This window comes from Streptomyces sp. NPDC059906 (assembly GCF_042730645.1).
In the GTDB taxonomy this organism is placed as follows: domain Bacteria; phylum Actinomycetota; class Actinomycetes; order Streptomycetales; family Streptomycetaceae; genus Streptomyces; species Streptomyces rubrogriseus.
In genome coordinates, this window is the sequence record NZ_JBHWKU010000030.1 from 50891 (window position 1) to 67182 (window position 16292).

The 16292-nt window shown below is 71.1% G+C and carries 17 protein-coding genes and 1 pseudogene; 11 read left to right on the plus strand and 7 right to left on the minus strand.

Annotation, left to right across the window (positions count from 1 at the left end):
* Positions 1–19: 19 nt before the first annotated feature.
* A complete protein-coding gene (locus ACFV9J_RS32500; RefSeq protein ID WP_385360305.1) occupies positions 20–427 on the minus strand; it encodes a MazG nucleotide pyrophosphohydrolase domain-containing protein in 408 nt (135 codons plus the stop codon).
* A gap of 244 nt (positions 428–671) precedes the next feature.
* Here ACFV9J_RS32500 and ACFV9J_RS32505 point away from each other — a divergent pair, with 244 nt between their 5' ends.
* Complete coding sequence (locus tag ACFV9J_RS32505) at positions 672–1667, plus strand: TAXI family TRAP transporter solute-binding subunit (protein WP_385360229.1); 996 nt, start codon at positions 672–674, stop codon at positions 1665–1667.
* Here the strand turns inward: ACFV9J_RS32505 and ACFV9J_RS32510 are convergent.
* Positions 1646–3091 carry an ATP-binding protein gene (locus ACFV9J_RS32510; protein ID WP_385360232.1) on the minus strand — a complete coding sequence of 482 codons (1446 nt, stop codon included), beginning with the start codon at positions 3089–3091 and terminating at the stop codon, positions 1646–1648. The genes ACFV9J_RS32505 and ACFV9J_RS32510 overlap by 22 nt on opposite strands.
* A gap of 9 nt (positions 3092–3100) precedes the next feature.
* Positions 3101–3787 carry a response regulator transcription factor gene (locus ACFV9J_RS32515; RefSeq protein WP_385360234.1) on the minus strand — a complete coding sequence of 229 codons (687 nt, stop codon included), beginning with the start codon at positions 3785–3787 and terminating at the stop codon, positions 3101–3103.
* A 302-nt stretch (positions 3788–4089) separates the two neighbouring features.
* Between ACFV9J_RS32515 and ACFV9J_RS32520 the strand changes: the two genes are divergently transcribed.
* The 8 genes from ACFV9J_RS32520 (at position 4090) to ACFV9J_RS32555 (ending at position 10485) form a co-directional block, all read left to right on the plus strand.
* Entirely contained in the window at positions 4090–4866 is a 777-nt protein-coding gene (locus ACFV9J_RS32520; RefSeq protein WP_385360236.1) for an amino acid ABC transporter ATP-binding protein, read from the plus strand.
* A gap of 126 nt (positions 4867–4992) precedes the next feature.
* Positions 4993–5829 (plus strand): glutamate ABC transporter substrate-binding protein, encoded by an 837-nt coding sequence (locus ACFV9J_RS32525; protein WP_385360238.1) that lies wholly within the window; start codon positions 4993–4995, stop codon positions 5827–5829.
* 84 nt (positions 5830–5913) lie between these two features.
* The gene (locus ACFV9J_RS32530; RefSeq protein ID WP_385360241.1) at positions 5914–6582 is read left to right on the plus strand and encodes an amino acid ABC transporter permease; all 669 of its coding nucleotides are present in this window, start codon (positions 5914–5916) and stop codon (positions 6580–6582) included.
* Positions 6579–7478, plus strand: a complete 900-nt coding sequence (locus ACFV9J_RS32535; RefSeq protein WP_385360244.1) for an amino acid ABC transporter permease — start codon at positions 6579–6581, stop codon at positions 7476–7478. The genes ACFV9J_RS32530 and ACFV9J_RS32535 overlap by 4 nt, the downstream gene beginning before the upstream one ends.
* Before the next feature lie 176 nt (positions 7479–7654).
* The gene (locus tag ACFV9J_RS32540; protein WP_385360247.1) at positions 7655–9283 is read left to right on the plus strand and encodes an FAD-dependent monooxygenase; all 1629 of its coding nucleotides are present in this window, start codon (positions 7655–7657) and stop codon (positions 9281–9283) included.
* Positions 9284–9388: 105 nt separating this feature from the next.
* On the plus strand, positions 9389–9460 hold the full coding sequence (locus ACFV9J_RS32545; RefSeq protein ID WP_309544753.1) for a putative leader peptide: 72 nt from the start codon (positions 9389–9391) through the stop codon (positions 9458–9460).
* Between the two features lie 81 nt (positions 9461–9541).
* Entirely contained in the window at positions 9542–10090 is a 549-nt protein-coding gene (locus ACFV9J_RS32550; RefSeq protein WP_385360249.1) for a cysteine dioxygenase, read from the plus strand.
* The gene (locus ACFV9J_RS32555; protein ID WP_385360251.1) at positions 10087–10485 is read left to right on the plus strand and encodes a rhodanese-like domain-containing protein; all 399 of its coding nucleotides are present in this window, start codon (positions 10087–10089) and stop codon (positions 10483–10485) included. The genes ACFV9J_RS32550 and ACFV9J_RS32555 overlap by 4 nt, the downstream gene beginning before the upstream one ends.
* On the opposite strand, the gene ACFV9J_RS32560 is transcribed toward ACFV9J_RS32555, so the two are convergent.
* The 3 genes from ACFV9J_RS32560 to recA form a co-directional block, all read right to left on the minus strand.
* Positions 10479–11450 carry a sugar ABC transporter substrate-binding protein gene (locus ACFV9J_RS32560; RefSeq protein ID WP_385360253.1) on the minus strand — a complete coding sequence of 324 codons (972 nt, stop codon included), beginning with the start codon at positions 11448–11450 and terminating at the stop codon, positions 10479–10481. The genes ACFV9J_RS32555 and ACFV9J_RS32560 overlap by 7 nt on opposite strands.
* Positions 11451–11687: 237 nt before the next feature.
* Entirely contained in the window at positions 11688–12512 is an 825-nt protein-coding gene (recX, locus tag ACFV9J_RS32565) for a recombination regulator RecX (RefSeq protein ID WP_385360255.1), read from the minus strand.
* Positions 12513–12515: 3 nt separating this feature from the next.
* Positions 12516–13640: a recombinase RecA gene (gene recA, locus ACFV9J_RS32570; protein WP_164382998.1), complete on the minus strand. Its 1125-nt coding sequence runs from the start codon at positions 13638–13640 to the stop codon at positions 12516–12518.
* Positions 13641–13927: 287 nt separating this feature from the next.
* Between recA and ACFV9J_RS32575 the strand changes: the two genes are divergently transcribed.
* Positions 13928–14128, plus strand: coding sequence for a type II toxin-antitoxin system VapB family antitoxin (locus ACFV9J_RS32575; RefSeq protein ID WP_385360259.1), 201 nt, complete (start codon positions 13928–13930; stop codon positions 14126–14128).
* Between the two features lie 78 nt (positions 14129–14206).
* Positions 14207–14963: pseudogene (locus tag ACFV9J_RS32580) on the plus strand (hypothetical protein).
* Between the two features lie 35 nt (positions 14964–14998).
* Here the strand turns inward: ACFV9J_RS32580 and ACFV9J_RS32585 are convergent.
* Complete coding sequence (locus tag ACFV9J_RS32585) at positions 14999–16291, minus strand: AI-2E family transporter (RefSeq protein ID WP_385360262.1); 1293 nt, start codon at positions 16289–16291, stop codon at positions 14999–15001.
* Position 16292: the final 1 nt, after the last annotated feature.

Below are 16292 nucleotides of genomic sequence, written 5' to 3' on the forward strand. Positions count from 1 at the left end.
GAGTCGTCGCACGCCGGGGTCAGGCGCCGCTCGGTTCCGGGGCGTCCGGCGTCCGCGGTGTCCAGCCCTGCCGGCGCAGCACGCCGGACACGTCCGGTATCTCGTAGTGGTCGCCCTTGAGGACCTTGCCGTCGGCCCGGCGGCTGACGCGGCCGTCGGGGCCCAGCTTGGTCATGTTGGAGCGGTGGACCTCCGCGATCACCGCGTCCAGGTCGATGCCGTGCACGAGGGCGGTGCCGTAGGCCACGTAGACCACGTCGGCCAGTTCGTGCGCGAGCCGGTCGAGCGGGCCCCGCACCGACACCTCGGCGACCTCGGCCGCCTCCTCGGCGAGCAGCTCGCCCCGGTGCGCGGCCAGGGCGGGCGGAACCTCGGCCGGAGTACTGCGGGCGTCCAGCCCGAAGGCGAGGTGGAAGGCGCGGACCAGGTCGGCGGGCGACGTCCTGCCCCGGGCGGACGGGGTGCGGCCCTCGGCGGACGGCGGGCCGCTCTCGGCGGGCGGGGTGCGGCCCTCGGCGGGCGACGTCCTGCCCCCGGCGGACGGGGTGCGGCCCTCGGCGGACGGCGGGCCGCTCTCGGCGGGCGGGGTGTTGCTCATGCCGACGACTGTAGTGACCACCACTGACAGTGGGCCCTGGTCAGTGCGGGTGCGGGCTGGCAGGATCGCCCCCATGTCCACGCTCCTCTCCCGTATCGGCAGGCGCCGGGCCGTCCAGGGCACGGTCGCCGGTGCCGTCGTGCTCGGGCTGCTGCTGTGGTGGCTGCTGCCGCTGGGCGAGAAGCCGCCGAGCGGGACGATCACGTTCAGCACCGGGACCCGCGCGGGCGTCTACCAGAAGTACGGCGAGCTGCTGCGCACCGAGCTGCGCAAGGACATGCCGGACCTGGACGTACGGCTGATGACCAGCGCGGGCTCGCAGGAGAACGTCGAGCGGGTGGCGTCCGGGGAGGCCGACTTCACCATCGCCGCGGCCGACGCGGTCGAGACGTACAAGCTGGCCGGCCGCCCGGGCGCCGAAGGGCTGCGCGGGGTCACCCGGCTCTACGACGACTACGTGCAGCTCGTCGTGCCGAGCGACTCGGACATCCAGTCGGTGCGGGACCTGCGTGGCAAGCGGGTGGCCATAGGCCTGCCCAACTCGGGGGTACGGCTGATCGCCACCCGGCTGCTGAAGGCGGTGGGCATCGACCCGGAGACGGACATCACCCCCCGGGCGGACGGGATCGACACCGGTCCCGGACGGCTGGGCGACGAGCTGGACGCGTTCTTCTGGTCCGGCGGGGTGCCGACGGACGGCCTCAAGAAGATCGCGGAGAGCTCCGCCTTCCGGTTCGTGCCGATCGGCGACGACCTGGTCACCAAGCTGCACCAGTCGGGCGGCGCGACCCGCTACTACCGCACCACCAACATGCCGGAGTCGGCCTACCCCACCGTCCAGAACGGCGCCGTGGTGCCGACGATGGCGGTGTCCAACCTGCTGGTGACCCGCGCGGACGTCGATCCGCGGCTCACCGAGTGGCTGACCCGGACCGTGCTCGACAGCCGCGACGGCATCGGTGCGCACGTGCACTCCGCGCAGCTGGTGGACCTGCGTACCGCCATCTACACCGACCCGCTCGAACTGCACGAGGGCGCCCGGCGCTACTACCGGTCGGTCAAGCCGTAGACCCGCTCGGGCTCCTTGGGCACCGTGCCGGTCCGGGGCACCGTGACCGTGACCCGGAGTCCGTGCGGCTCGTGGTGGCCGAAGGAGATCGAGCCGTCGCCCGCCGCGAGCAGCGCCCGGCAGATGGACAGGCCGAGGCCGGAGCCGTTGATGTTCTGGTGCCGGCCGCTGCGCCAGAAACGGTCGCCCACGCGCGTGAGCTCCTCGTCGGTGAGTCCGGGACCGTTGTCGGTGACGACGACGGTGGCGGCGTCCCCGGTGGAGGCGACCTCGACCCGGACACTCTCGCCGCGCGGCGTGAACTTCACCGCGTTGTCGATGATCGCGTCCAGGGCGCTCGACAGGGCCACCGGGTCGGCCCAGCCCGTGGTCGGCGGGCAGTCGCCGACCAGCCGTACGCCCTTGACGTCGGCCGTCGGTGACCAGGCGGCCACCCGCTCGGCGGCCAGCGCGCCGACGTCGGTGACCTTCAGGTCGGCCTGGCTGTGCTCGGCCAGCGCCAGGTCGAGCAGGTCGTCCAGGACCCGGGCCAGGCGTTTGCCCTCGGTCTGGACGGAGGCGATCTCCTCGTTGCCCTCGGGCAGTTCGAGGGCGAGCAGCTCGATGCGCAGCAGGAGGGCGGCGAGCGGGTTGCGCAGCTGGTGGGAGGCGTCGGCGACGAAGGCCCGCTGCTGCTCCAGAACGTCCTCCACGTGGTCGGCCATCTCGTTGAACGACCGGGCCAGGCGTCTGAGCTCCGGCGGCCCCCCGGACGGCGCGACCCGGGACTTGAGCCTCCCGGTGGCGATGTCGTGGGTGGTGGCGTCGAGTACCCGTACCGGCCTGAGCACCCAGCCGGTCAGCCGCAGCGCCGCACCGACGGCGAGCAGCATCGCGGCGAACTCCCCGGCGCCGATGACCAGCCAGCCGCGCAGGGTGCTCGAACGCATCGAGTCGGTCGGCGACTCGGTGACCACGACCGCGACCACGTCGCCGTCCCGGATGACCGGCGAGGCCACCACGAGCCGGCCGTCCTGCCACGGCCACACCTGCTCGGGGTCGTGGCTGCGGCGGCTGAGCAGCGCCTCGTCGAAGGAGTCGCGGACCTCGCCGGCCTGGGGCAGGAACCAGGTCGTGGGCGCGTTGGCCATCGGGATGTGGTTGCGGTAGAAGACCCCGGCCTTGATGCCGTAGACCTCGTAGTAGCTGGTCAGCTCGGTCTGCAGGGTCTCCAGGCGCTCGTCCGTGTCCGTCCGGCGTGAGCCGCCCGAGCCGTCCTCCGTGACGAACTGGGCGAGCGCGGCGAAGCGCGCCGTGTCGTCGATGCGGTCGATGACGACCTTCTGCTGCTCCGCGCGGGCGACGCTGACGCCGAGCGGCACGCCGAGCGCGAGCAGGACGGCCGCCATCAGGACGATGAGCAGCGGGAGCAGGCGGGTGCTCACGCGGACCCGCTAGGGGGTGGGGGCGACGAGGCGGTAGCCGACGCCGCGGACGGTCTCGATCAGCGCGGGCATGTGCAGCTTGGAGCGCAGGGACGCGACGTGCACCTCCAGGGTGCGCCCGGTCCCCTCCCAGCTGGTGCGCCACACCTCGCTGATGATCTGCTCGCGGCGGAAGACCACACCGGGGCGCTGGGCCAGCAGGGCGAGCAGATCGAACTCCTTGCGGGTGAGTTGGACAACCGAACCGTCCACGCTCACCTGGCGTGTCGGCAAATCGATGCGCACCGTGCCGAGGCGGACCACGGTCTCGGTGCTCCCGGTGGCGTCCTCGTGGGCGGTGCGCCGGCTGACGGCGTGGATCCGGGCGAGCAGTTCCCCCGTGTCGTACGGCTTGACCACGTAGTCGTCGGCGCCGAGGTTGAGGCCGTGGATCCGGGAGCGCACGTCGGCCCGCGCGGTGACCATGATGACCGGGGTGCTGGTGCGCTTGCGGATCTTTCCGCAGACCTCGTAACCGTCCTGGTCGGGCAGGCCCAGGTCGAGCAGGACGACGCCGAAGCCGTCGACCTCGGGGACGAGCGCCTGGAGCGCCTCCTCGCCGCTGCGCGCGTGGGTGACGTCGAAGCCGTGCCGTGCCAGGATCGCGGACAGGGCGGCGGCCACGTGGTTGTCGTCCTCGACGAGCAGCAGTCTCATCCGGGCTCCCTTCGGTTCATCGGCCGTACGCTCGGGGCGGGTAGAAATCGGGACGGGCACATGGACGGGCACGCGCGCGTGCGTCCTGTGCAGTGACGCCGATGGAGGGGGACGGCGTCAAGAGGCTTCCGGTTGCGGCCGCTCGAAGTTATCCGGCCGATATGCGCCCAGCTCACAAGTGCTACGACTCGTGTCCGATTGCTATCGGATCGTGATGCTCAGATCTCGCTCAGATGTAGAGACGCGACGTGTCCCGGGTCACTACTGTCCTGCGAAACCCAGGAGGACGGAGCCCGAGAGCGATGACCGAAGTATCGGTGGCCAAGGAAGACAAGGCTGCGACCGGCGAACTGGTCGTCCTGAAGAGTGTCAACAAGCACTTCGGCGCGTTGCACGTGCTCCAGGACATCGACCTGACGATCCACCGCGGCGAGGTCGTCGTGGTCATCGGACCCTCCGGGTCCGGCAAGTCCACCCTGTGCCGCACCATCAACCGTCTGGAGACCATCGACGACGGTTCGATCACGATCGACGGCAAGCCGCTGCCCGCGGAGGGCAAGGAGCTGGCCAAACTGCGTGCCGACGTCGGCATGGTCTTCCAGTCGTTCAACCTCTTCGCGCACAAGACGGTGCTCGAGAACGTGACCCTGGGCCAGGTCAAGGTCCGCAAGGTCGACGCCAAGAAGGCCGACGAGAAGGCTCGCGCCCTGCTCGACCGGGTCGGCGTGGGCGCCCAGGCGGACAAGTACCCCGCGCAGCTCTCCGGCGGCCAGCAGCAGCGTGTCGCCATCGCGCGTGCGCTGGCGATGGACCCGAAGGTCATGCTCTTCGACGAGCCGACGTCGGCCCTCGACCCGGAGATGATCAACGAGGTCCTGGAGGTCATGAAGCAGCTCGCCGAGGACGGGATGACCATGATCGTGGTCACGCACGAGATGGGCTTCGCCCGCTCGGCCGCCAACCGCGTGGTGTTCATGGCCGACGGCCGCATCGTCGAAGAGGCCACGCCGGACCAGTTCTTCAGCAATCCGCGCAGCGACCGTGCCAAGGACTTCCTGTCGAAGATCCTGCACCACTGAGATTTCGGAGCGGCTCCGGCGCCCCGCGCCGACCGCACCGGCGGCCCGCTCCCGACGGCCCGCACCTGATCGCCTGATCCTCTGATCGTCCGATCGCAGCTCGATCACAGCCAAAGGATGTCCACCATGAAGCTTCGCAAGGTCTCCGCCGCCTCGGCCGCCGTGCTCGCCCTCGCCCTGACCGCCACCGCCTGCGGCGGCGACGACAAGGACAGCGGCTCGTCCGACGGTGACGGCAAGAAGATCACCATCGGCATCAAGTTCGACCAGCCCGGCCTCGGCCAGAAGACCCCGGACGGCTACGAGGGCTTCGACGTGGACGTCGCCACGTACGTCGCCAAGAAGCTCGGCTACACCGAGGACCAGATCGAGTGGAAGGAGTCGAAGAGCGCCGACCGCGAGACCATGCTGCAGCGCGGTGACGTCGACTTCATCGCCGCCACGTACTCGATCACCCCGAGCCGCCAGGAGAAGGTCGACTTCGCCGGCCCCTACCTGCTCGCCCACCAGGACGTGCTGGTCCGCGCCGACGACGACAAGATCAAGTCGCCGGAGGACCTGAACAACGCGAAGCTCTGCTCGGTCACCGGTTCGACGTCGGCGCAGAACGTCAAGGACAAGCTGGCGCCCAAGGCGAACCTGCAGAAGTACCCGACGTACTCCGCCTGCCTGAACGGTCTGCAGACCGGCGCCATCGACGCGCTGACCACGGACGACTCGATCCTCGCCGGTTACGCCGCCCAGTCGCAGTTCAAGGGCAAGTTCAAGCTGGGCGGCTTCAAGATGACCAACGAGAACTACGGCATCGGCGTCAAGAAGGGCAGCGACCTCAAGAACAAGATCAACGACGCGCTCGAGGCCATGGTCGCCGATGGCGCCTGGGACAAGGCCGTGAAGGACAACTTCGGTCCGGCCAACTACAAGAACGAGCCGGCGCCGAAGATCGGCGACATCAAGAGCTGAGGCCGGGCCCGCCCCGGTGCGCCGCCCTCCGGAAGGGGCGGCGCACCGGGGCGGGCATCCCTACACGCGGAAGCGCGGGAGATCGTGTTCGACTTTCTTCAGGATTACGACCTGCTGGGAGCCTTCTGGACGACGGTGCAGCTCGCTGTACTCTCGGCCGTCGGCTCCCTGATCTGGGGCACCATACTTGCCGCCATGCGCGTCGGCCCGGTGCCGCTGATGCGCGGCCTCGGGACCGCGTACGTGAACACCGTGCGCAACATCCCCCTGACCGTCATCATCTTGTTCGCGTCCCTCGGTCTGAACCAGACCCTCGGCGTCACACTCGGCGGCGGCGACGACTTCGAGACGATCAACTTCCGGCTCGCCGTCCTGGGTCTGATCCTCTACACCTCGGCCTTCGTCTGCGAAGCCCTGCGCTCCGGCATCAACACCGTGCCCGTCGGACAGGCGGAGGCGGCCCGGGCGATCGGGCTCAGCTTCGGCCAGGTGCTCCGCCTGGTGGTGCTGCCGCAGGCATTCCGGTCCACGGTCGGACCGCTGGCGAACGTACTGATCGCGCTCATCAAGAACACCACGGTGGCCGCGGCCATCGGCGTCGCCGAAGCGGCGGCGCTGATGAAGGACATGATCGAGAACGAGGCACAGCTGCTGCTGATCTCCGCGGTCATCGCCGTCGGCTTCGTGATCCTGACGCTGCCGACCGGCCTGATTCTCGGCTGGGTGGGCAAGAAGGTGGCGGTAAAGCGATGAGTTCCGTTCTCTACGACGCGCAGGGACCGCGTGCCAAGCGGCGCAACGCCGTGTTCACGGCCGTCTTCCTGGTCGCCATCGTGGCCCTGTTGTGGTGGGTGTACACGACCCTCGACGAGAAGGGGCAGCTCGACTGGGACAAGTGGAAGATGTTCTTCACCAGCGGCGAGCCCTGGTCGACGTACATCTGGCCCGGCCTGCAGAACACCCTCAAGGCAGCGGCTCTCGCGATGGTCATCGCCCTGCCGCTCGGTGCCGTACTCGGCATCGCCCGGCTGTCGGACCACGCGTGGGTACGGGTCCCGGTCTCGATCGTGGTGGAGTTCTTCCGCTCCATCCCGGTGCTGGTGCTGATGATCTTCGGCCTCGCCCTGTTCGCCGAGTACACGAACGTCAGTTCGGACAACCGTCCGCTGTTCGCGGTCGTCACGGGCCTGGTGCTGTACAACGCCTCCGTTCTCGCGGAGATCGTCCGGGCGGGCATCCTCGCGCTGCCCAAGGGTCAGGCCGAGGGCGCGATGGCGATCGGGCTGCGCAAGGGCCAGTCGATGCGGCTGATCCTGCTGCCGCAGGCGGTCACCACGATGCTCCCGGCCATCGTCAGCCAGCTCGTCGTGATCCTGAAGGACACCGCGCTCGGTGGTGCGGTCCTCACCTTCCCCGACCTGCTGGCCTCGGCCAACACCATGAGCGGCTACTACGGCGCCAACGTGATCGCCAGCTTCACCGTGATCGCGGTGCTCTACATCGCGCTCAACTTCTCCCTCACCACCTTCGCGAGCTGGCTGGAGCGCCGGCTGCGGCGGGCGAAGAAGACGACCGGTGCGGTACTCAAGGCGGACGATGCCGGGATACCCGGAACGTCGGCGACCGGCGCCGGAGGCGGCAACGCCTGACATCCTGTCATCTCGTATGACCATCAACGGAGGCCGTGGCATGATCGCCACGGCCTCCGTCGCTTGACGCAAGCTGCGGCAATAGGTTGCATACGTTCTGTGACCGTGCACCCTGCTCCAATGTCCTGTTCACCCACGTCCCCCGGGACACCGCCACGGGCAGGGGGCGCCGCACCGTGGACCCGGTGATCATCACCGGAGCGGGGCCCGTCGGGCTCACGCTCGCCCTGGCGCTGGCGCGGCAGGAGGTGCCCTGCGTCGTCCTCGACGAGGGACCCGGCAAGGACGAACCGCGCCCCGCGCGCACCGTCGTCCTGCGCGAGGAGGCCGTCGCGCTCGTCGAGCGGCTGACCGGCGCACCGCTGACCGGGCTGGGTTCGCGTTGGGCCGGATGGCGGTCGATGCGGCGCAAGCAGGTGACGCGCGAGGTCGTGTTCGGCGACGCCGACCCGGCCCCCCTGCACATCGCCCAGCACGAGCTGGCCGGGGCCCTGCGCACGGCGGTCGCCCGCGAGCGGCTGGTCAGGATCGCCGTGGACAGCCGGCTGGACGGCATCGAGCAGGAGAAGTCCGGCGTCACCGCCCACACTCGCGGCCCCGCCGGCACCTGGTGGCGCGGCAGTTACCTGGTCGGCTGCGACGGCCCCCGCTCCACCGTCCGCAAGCTCCAGGACATCCGCTTCCCCGGCCGTACGGCGGTGGAACGATACGCCGTCGCCGCACTGCGCACCGAACTCCCGTGGACCGACCAGGCGCTGCTCCACCGCATGCCGCCGTGGCGGACGACCGGGCCCTCGGCCGACGAGGTGGTCGGCCGCCCGCTGCCGGACGGCGTGTGGCGCCTGGACTGGCTGCTGCCGCCCGGCAAGGACCTGGTCACGCCCGAACTGCTGGTGAACCGGGTCCGCGAGACTCTCACCGGCTGGGCGGCCGACGGTTCGACCCCGGCTTACGAACTCCTCGACACCGGCGTCCACACGGTCCACCACCGCCTCGCCCGCCGCTGGCGGGTGGGCCGCGTGCTGCTGGCCGGGGACGCGGCGCACCTGCTGGGCGCGCTGGGCACGCAGGGCCTGGAGGAGGGGCTGCTGGACGCCGACAACCTCGCCTGGAAACTGGCCCTGGTCTGGCACCACGGGCCCCGCGAGGCGCTGCTCGACAGCTACCAGCGGGAACGGCGGGCGGCGATCTCCGCTCGGCTGCGCGCCGCCGACCAGTTGCTCCCGCTGGTGCGCGGCGGCGGCGGACTGCGCTCCTACGTGCCCGGCTCCGCCCGCGGCAACGACGCGCTGCTGACGGACGGTCACCTCGGCCGCGGCACGCTGGGCGCGCAGGGGACGTACGCCGACTCGCCGCTCGCGCCCGAGGACCTCGGCGGGGAGGTGTCCGTGGGCACACCGCCGGGGACACCCGTCACCGATGTGCGGGTCACGGCGGAGGACGGCACCTTCGTACGGCTGCGCGACCGGCTGGGGCGCGGGGCGCTGCTGGTGGTACTGATCGCGCCGGGCACCGGGGTGTGGGACCGCAAGCACTGGGTGACGGCCGGGATCATGCCCCGGCTGGCGGCCGCGGTGACGGCGCTGCCCCACCACGCCGAGCTGCTGGTCGCCGAGAGCTACCCGGGTGCCGCGGCCCACACGGTGCTGCTCGTGCGGCCCGACGGCCACCTGGTCACGGCGCTGAACGGGGTGCGCCCGGCCGACCTCTACGCGGCTGCCGAGAGCGCGCTGGGCGGGGCGACGGCCAGGGCGGCGACGACCGAGGCCGAGGAGGGGGCGGGGGCCGCCGCCGGTTCGCGTTGAGCGGTCGCGTCGAGCCCTGGGGGCTGGGGCCGCTGTCCGCATGGTGACGCTGAGTTGACCGGCCCGCACCGTCATGGTCTACTCCGGATCGTGACCGACACCTGTGTGCGCCTGTGGCGGAGGGTCCATATGGACCTCGTCCGCTATGCGGGCTGCGTGTGTCGTCCGTCCTGCTGAATTCGCCTCCCCTTTCCTTCGCGCGTGCCGCCGGTCGACGTGCCGCCGCGCGCTCCCTCGCGAACTCCCAGGACGGTACCCGTGTCCTTCTCCTCCGTTTCTCCTGCCTCCCCTTCTCCAACGTCCGCGTCCACGTCCGCCCCGACGCAGGCCCAACTCCTCGACTTCGTACGGCGGGCGGCGGCCGACGCCGAACTGATCGCCTCCCTGCCGCTCGACCCCGAGGGCCGCACCTGGATGCGGCTGGCCGGACCGGGTGGCAGCGAGGCCTGGCTGATCGGCTGGCCGCCCGGCACGGGCACCGGTTGGCACGATCACGCCGACTCCGTGGGCGCCTTCGTCACGGCCGCGGGCGAGCTCAAGGAGAACGCGCTCGCCGCCCGCCTGCCCACCGACGGCTGGAAGACCCTCGAACTCAACGACGGTGTGGACCGGGAACGCCGGCTCACCGTCGGCAAGGGGCGCGCCTTCGGCCGGCACCACGTGCACGAGGTCCTCAACGAGTCGTCCGACCGCCACGCGGTGTCCGTGCACGCCTACTACCCGCCCCTGCCGCAGATCCGCCGCTACAGCCGCAGCGGACAGACCCTGCGCCTGGAGCAGGTCGAGCGCCCGCAGGACTGGCAGTGAGCGGGCCCACCGGAATCGACGCCCTGCTGGAGCGGGTACGCGCCGGGTATCGGCGGATCGCGCCGGACGAGGCGTACGACGCCGCCGAGGCGGGCACGGCGCTGCTGGTCGACATCCGGTACGCCGCCCTGCGCGAGCGGGACGGTGTGATTCCCGGCGCGCTGGTGATCGAGCGCAACGAACTGGAGTGGCGGCTGGACCCGCTGGGCAGCCACCGCGTCCCCGAGGCGACGGACCACGAGGTGCGGGTGGTCGTGGTGTGCGACGAGGGCTACGCCTCCAGTCTGGCTGCGGAGTCACTGCACCGTCTGGGACTGCACCGGGCCACCGACCTGATCGGCGGCTTCCAGGCCTGGCGGTCGGCGGGCCTCCCGGTGGCCGCACGGGGTCAGTAGTCGGCGGGGCAGTACAGGGGTGCCGTGTCCGCGTTGCCCTTGGTGACCAGGCGGATCGGGGTCTGGTCGATCTTCTTCGCCTTCCTGTCCCGCAGCAGGGCGATGGTGTTGCGGACGGCCAGTTCACCGGTGTTCCCGGCCGAGTTGGACACCGTCGCGGAGAAACGTCCGTCCTTCAGCGCGTCCAGGGCCTCGTCGGTGCCGTTGACCGTCACGATCCTGACCCGGTCGGCTCCGGCCGCGTCGAAGGCCTCGCGGGCGGCGAAGGCCATCTGCTCGTTGGCGACGAAGGCGTAGTCCAGGCCGGGGTGGGCCCGCGCCATGGTGGCGGCGATCTCTCCGGCCCGGCCGGCGTCGAACATGCCGGGCTCCTCGGCGACCACCTCGGCGTTGGCGGGCAGGGCCGCCGTGAAGCCGTCGGTGAGCAGGTCGGAGGCGGCGCCCGGCGCCCCCGCGATGACGGCGACCTGCACGTCCCGGCCCGCCGCGTCGTCGGCGACCCACTGGGCGTCGAGCCGTCCGACGGCCTCCAGGTCGACCACCACCGCCCCCAGGATGGTGTCCGGGTCGGTGCCCACGGAGGTCAGGAAGACGGGGATGTCCGCCTCCTCGGCCCTCTCGATGTCGCGTTCCAGCGCGTCCGTGTCGACGGTCTGGAGGATGATCGCGTCGACCTCACGCGCGATCATGTCCTCGATGTTGTTCAGCTCGGTCGCGGCGTCCTGCCGGGAGTTCGCGGTGACCAGCCTCGCGAAGTTGTTCTTGGCGGCGATCTCCACGGACCGCTGGAGACAGGTGTGGAACCGGCTGTCGCCGCCGTTGACGAATCCGAGGGTGAGCGGTCCGTCGTCTGCCGAACCGGATGAACCGGAGTCGGCCGGGTAGAGGCCGCAGCCGCTCAGCAACAGGCCGGTGCCGAGGAGCAGAAGGCAGGCGGCTCTTCGGCGGCGGGCGGGCGTGTGCATGGCGGGGCCGCCTTTCGGGGCGTGCTGGAAGGGGTGTCCGCGCGGGTCCGTCCGCCGCCGGTCTCCCGGCGGCGGTGTACGCACGGTGGCCGCGGCTCCTGCGGCCACGCGACGGCGCAGACGGTACCGCCGTGCGGCGAGCGTTCACCCTTCCGGGAGCGCAAGGTAATCCTGCGCGGTCTGCGCCTGGCCGGCCTTCCCGGCCCGCCTCGAAGCGCCCTCGGGCCTCACGCCTGCTCAGAACCCCTCGTCGCCGAGGTGTTCCGTGTCCTCGCCCTCCTCCTCCAGCGCCTGGCGGACCACCCGCAGGGCCATGCCCTCGGGGTAGCCCTTGCGGGCCAGCAGGCCGGCGAGGCGGCGCAGTCTCTTGTCGCGGTCGAGGCCCCGGGTGGCGCGCAGCTTGCGGGCGACCAGGTCGCGCGCGGTCTCCTCCTCCTGCTCGGTGTCCAGTTGGGACACCGCCACGTCGATGAGCGTCGCCTCGACGCCCTTGGTGCGCAGTTCCCTGGCGAGGGCGCGTCTGGCCAGCCCTCGCCCGTGGTGCCGGGACTCCACCCAGGCCTGGGCGAAGGCGCCGTCGTTGATCAGGCCGACCTCCTCGAACCTGGACAGCACCTCCTCTGCGGCCTCGTCGGGGATCTCCCGCTTGCGCAGGGCGTCGGCCAGCTGTCTGCGGGTGCGCGGGGTCCCGGTGAGCAGGCGCAGACAGATCGCCCGTGCCTGCTCCACCGGGTCCCGCGGAGGCTCCCCCTTCTCGGCCCTCGACGAGGAAGTGGCACCTCCGTCCTCGGCGGACGGCTCCGTACGCTCGCGCCCTCGGCGCCCGCGCGTGCCGCCCGCTCCACGGCTCCGTCCGCTTGAGCGGCGCGCCTCGCCGTCACCGTGGCGCGCCTCGCCGTCACCGTGGCGCGCCTCGCCGTCACCGTGGTGTGCCGCGCTGTCCTCGCGGGGACCGGCGGCGGAGGGGTCCGTCTCGTACGGGGCCGCAGCCGCCCCGTACGCGGCGTCGCCCGCCCCGGCGGAGCCGCTCGTGTACTCGGCCCAGTCGGTTCGTCGGGTCACGGGTCAGCTCTTGGCTGCCGCGGCCTTGGACTTGGTGGCCTTGGCGGTCGTCGGTGCGGGCACCGCCGGTGCGGCGTCGGCCGGGGCTGCGGAGGCGGCGTCCGCGCCGGGCTCGGTGGCCGACTCCTCGGGGCGCACGCCGACGCCCAGCTTCTCCTTGATCTTCTTCTCGATCTCGTTGGCCAGGTCGGGGTTGTCCTTCAGGAAGTTGCGCGCGTTCTCCTTGCCCTGGCCGAGCTGGTCGCCCTCGTACGTGTACCAGGCGCCGGCCTTGCGGACGAAGCCGTTCTCCACGCCCATGTCGATCAGGCCGCCCTCGCGGCTGATGCCCTGGCCGTAGAGGATGTCGAACTCGGCCTGCTTGAACGGCGGCGCGACCTTGTTCTTGACGACCTTGACGCGGGTGCGGTTGCCGACCGCGTCGGTGCCGTCCTTCAGCGTCTCGATGCGCCGGATGTCGAGTCGCACCGAGGCGTAGAACTTCAGCGCCCGGCCACCGGTCGTGGTCTCCGGGGAGCCGAACATCACGCCGATCTTCTCGCGGAGCTGGTTGATGAAGATCGCGGTGGTCTTGGACTGGTTGAGCGCGCTGGTGATCTTCCGCAGGGCCTGGCTCATCAGTCGGGCCTGCAGACCGACGTGGCTGTCGCCCATCTCGCCCTCGATCTCCGCGCGCGGGACGAGCGCGGCGACGGAGTCGATGACGATGAGGTCGAGGGCGCCGGAGCGGACCAGCATGTCCACGATCTCCAGGGCCTGCTCGCCGTTGTCCGGCTGGGACAGGATCAGGTTGTCGATGTCGACGCCGAGCTTCTTGGCGTACTCGGGGTCGAGGGCGTGCTCGGCGTCCACGAACGCGACCTGACCGCCGGCCTTCTGCGCGTTCGCCACCGCGTGCAGGGTCAGGGTCGTCTTGCCCGAGGACTCGGGGCCGTAGACCTCCACGACACGGCCGCGCGGGATGCCTCCGACGCCGAGGGCCACGTCGAGCGCGGTCGAGCCGGTCGGGATGACCTCGATGGGCTCGTTGGTCCGGTCACCCATGCGCATGACCGCGCCCTTGCCGAACTGCCGTTCAATCTGTGCGAGCGCGGCGTCGAGGGCCTTCTCGCGGTCGGTTCCTGCCATGGGTTCCACCCGGTTTGCTTGATTCGATCGCTTCACGTCAAAGACGCTAATGCCTGCCACTGACAATGGGCCCCGATGCGGGTCCGGCCTGTGGATAACCCGGGTGCATTTCAACCCGAACCCACTCGAATCACCCGTCACGAGCCCTGCCCGAGCTTCCATAAGAATGGATGTTCGATTTTCGTGTCAAGCGCACCACGCGGCACTTCCGAGCGTACGTCCCCTGGGCCGGCGAGCCGGGTGGTTGGATGCGGATGCCCACCGGGAAAGGTCGGAGAGGGGACACCATGGCCAGGATCACCATCGATCTCGACGCCGAACTCGTGGTGGAGGTGATGGTCCTGGCCGGTATCGGCTCACCCCAGGACGCCGTCGAGGCGGTGGTGCGGGACTACATCGCCCGCGGTCACCGCACCGAGACCCGCACCGGGTTCGAGGACCGCAACCTGCGGGAGATCGACGCCAAGCCGCAGGAACCGCAGGGCTGACCCTGCTCCCGTCGGCGTACGGCGGGTGCCTCCGGCGGGACGACGACGGGGGCGGGCGGCCGTTGCCAGGCTCCTCCCATGCAGACCGCCCCCACCGATCGCTCTCCCGTACCGCGCCTGTGCCGCGCGACGGGCCTAGTGCTGCTCCTCTCCGGCCTCGCGCACCTATTGGTGTTCGCGGTGGACGGCGGGCCCTGGGGCGGGCCGGTGTCCTGGCGGAAGCCGGTGACGTTCGGGCTGTCCTTCGGGGTGACGCTGATCGCGGTCACCTGGGTCACCTCGTACCTGGACCTGCGGCCGCGAGCGCGCGCGGCGCTGCTCGCGGTGTTCGCGGCCGACTGCGTCGTCGAGGTGGGCGGGATCACCCTCCAGGCATGGCGCGGGGTGCCCTCGCACCTCAACATGGAGACGCCCTTCGACACCACCGTGTCCATGACGCTCGCGGTGGGCGGCGGTGTCCTGGTCGTGCTGCTCACCGCGTTCGCCCTCGCCTCCTTCCTCCGTCGTCCCACAGGACCGGCGGGGATGGCCCTGGCGGTGCGCTCCGGTTTCGCGGTGCTGCTCGTCGGGCTCGCCTCGGGCGCCGCGATGATCGCGCGCGGTGTGGTGCTCACCCGCACCGGTCACCAGGAGGCCGCCTACCACTCCACGGCGTGGCTCAAGCCGCTGCACGGCGTGTCCCTGCACGCCGTGCTGGTACTGCCGGTGCTGGCCCGCCTGCTGGCGCTCACCCCGTGGAGCGGGACCGTGCGCCGGCGGGTGGTGACCGGGGGCGGTGTGCTGCTACGCGGCCGCCGTCGCCGGCGCCGGTGTGTGGGCCGGTCTCACCTACTGAGCCCGCGGGCGCCCCTCAGGAGGGTGCGCCGCGCCTCAGGAGGAGCCACCGTCCCCGGGGCCTTCCGTGCCTTCCGTGCCCTCCGTTCCCGGGCGCCCCTGCTCCGGGCGCCGGGCCCACAGTTTGCGCAGCCGCGTGGACGTCCCGGACACCGACCGGCGGTCCCTGCGCCCGTGGACGCGGGGATCGTCCGTGACGTCGTAGCGCTTGACGTACGCGCCGAGGAACGCCTGCAGCGTGGCGACCGCCGGGATGGCGATCAGCGCGCCGACGGCGCCGAGGAGGGCGGTGCCCGCGATGACGGAGCCGAAGGCGACCGCGGGGTGGATGTCCACGGTCTTCGACGTCAGCTTGGGCTGCAGCACGTAGTTCTCGAACTGCTGGTAGATCACCACGAAGATCAGCACCCACAGCGCGTACCAGGGGTTGACCGTGAACGCGATCAGCATGGGCAGGGCGCCCGCGAGATAGGTGCCGATGGTCGGGATGAACTGCGACACCAGACCGACCCACACGGCGAGCGCGGGCGCGTAGGGCACCTCGAGGATCTCCAGGAGGATGTAGTGCGCGACGCCGGAGATCAGCGCCATCAACCCGCGTGAGTACAGGTAGCCGCCGGTCTTGTCCACGGCGATCTCCCACGCGCGCAGGACCTCCGCCTGGCGGGCGGGCGGCAGGACGGAGCAGAGCCCGCGGCGCAGCCGGGGACCGTCGGCGGCGAAGTAGAACGAGAACAGCAGCACCGTCAGCAGCTGGAAGAGGCCGCCGAGGACCTGGGCCGACACGTCCAGGACGCCCGTCGCGCTGTTCTGCACGTAGTTGCGCAGCCAGTCGGAGCGGAGCAGTCCCTCCTGGATGTCGACCCGTCTCAGCTCGGTGTGGAAGTGGCCGTTGACCCAGTTGATGACGGAGTCGAGGTAGTCCGGGAACTCCTCGACCATCTTGACGATCTGGCCCGCGAGCATGGAGCCGAGCAGGGTGACGAACCCCGCGGCGGCGATCAGCACGGCGAGGAAGACGAGGAAGGCGGCGAATCCACGGCGCATGCCGCGCCCGGCCATCCAGCTCACCGCGGGTTCGATGGCCAGGGCCAGGAAGAACGCGATGAGGACGTTGATCAGCAGCCCGGTGAGCTGGTGGAAGGCCCAGCTGCCCAGCTGGAAGGCGGCGATGAGTGCGAGGGCCAGCACCATGGCGCGCGGCAGCCAGCGCGGCATGCGGGCGCCCGGCCCCGCTCCGGAGCCGGGGGCCGGCGGGCCGGCGGGCGGCGCGGTGCCCGCCGGGGGTGCGTGCCGGGCGGCCTGCCCGGTCTCGTCAGTGGATGCCACG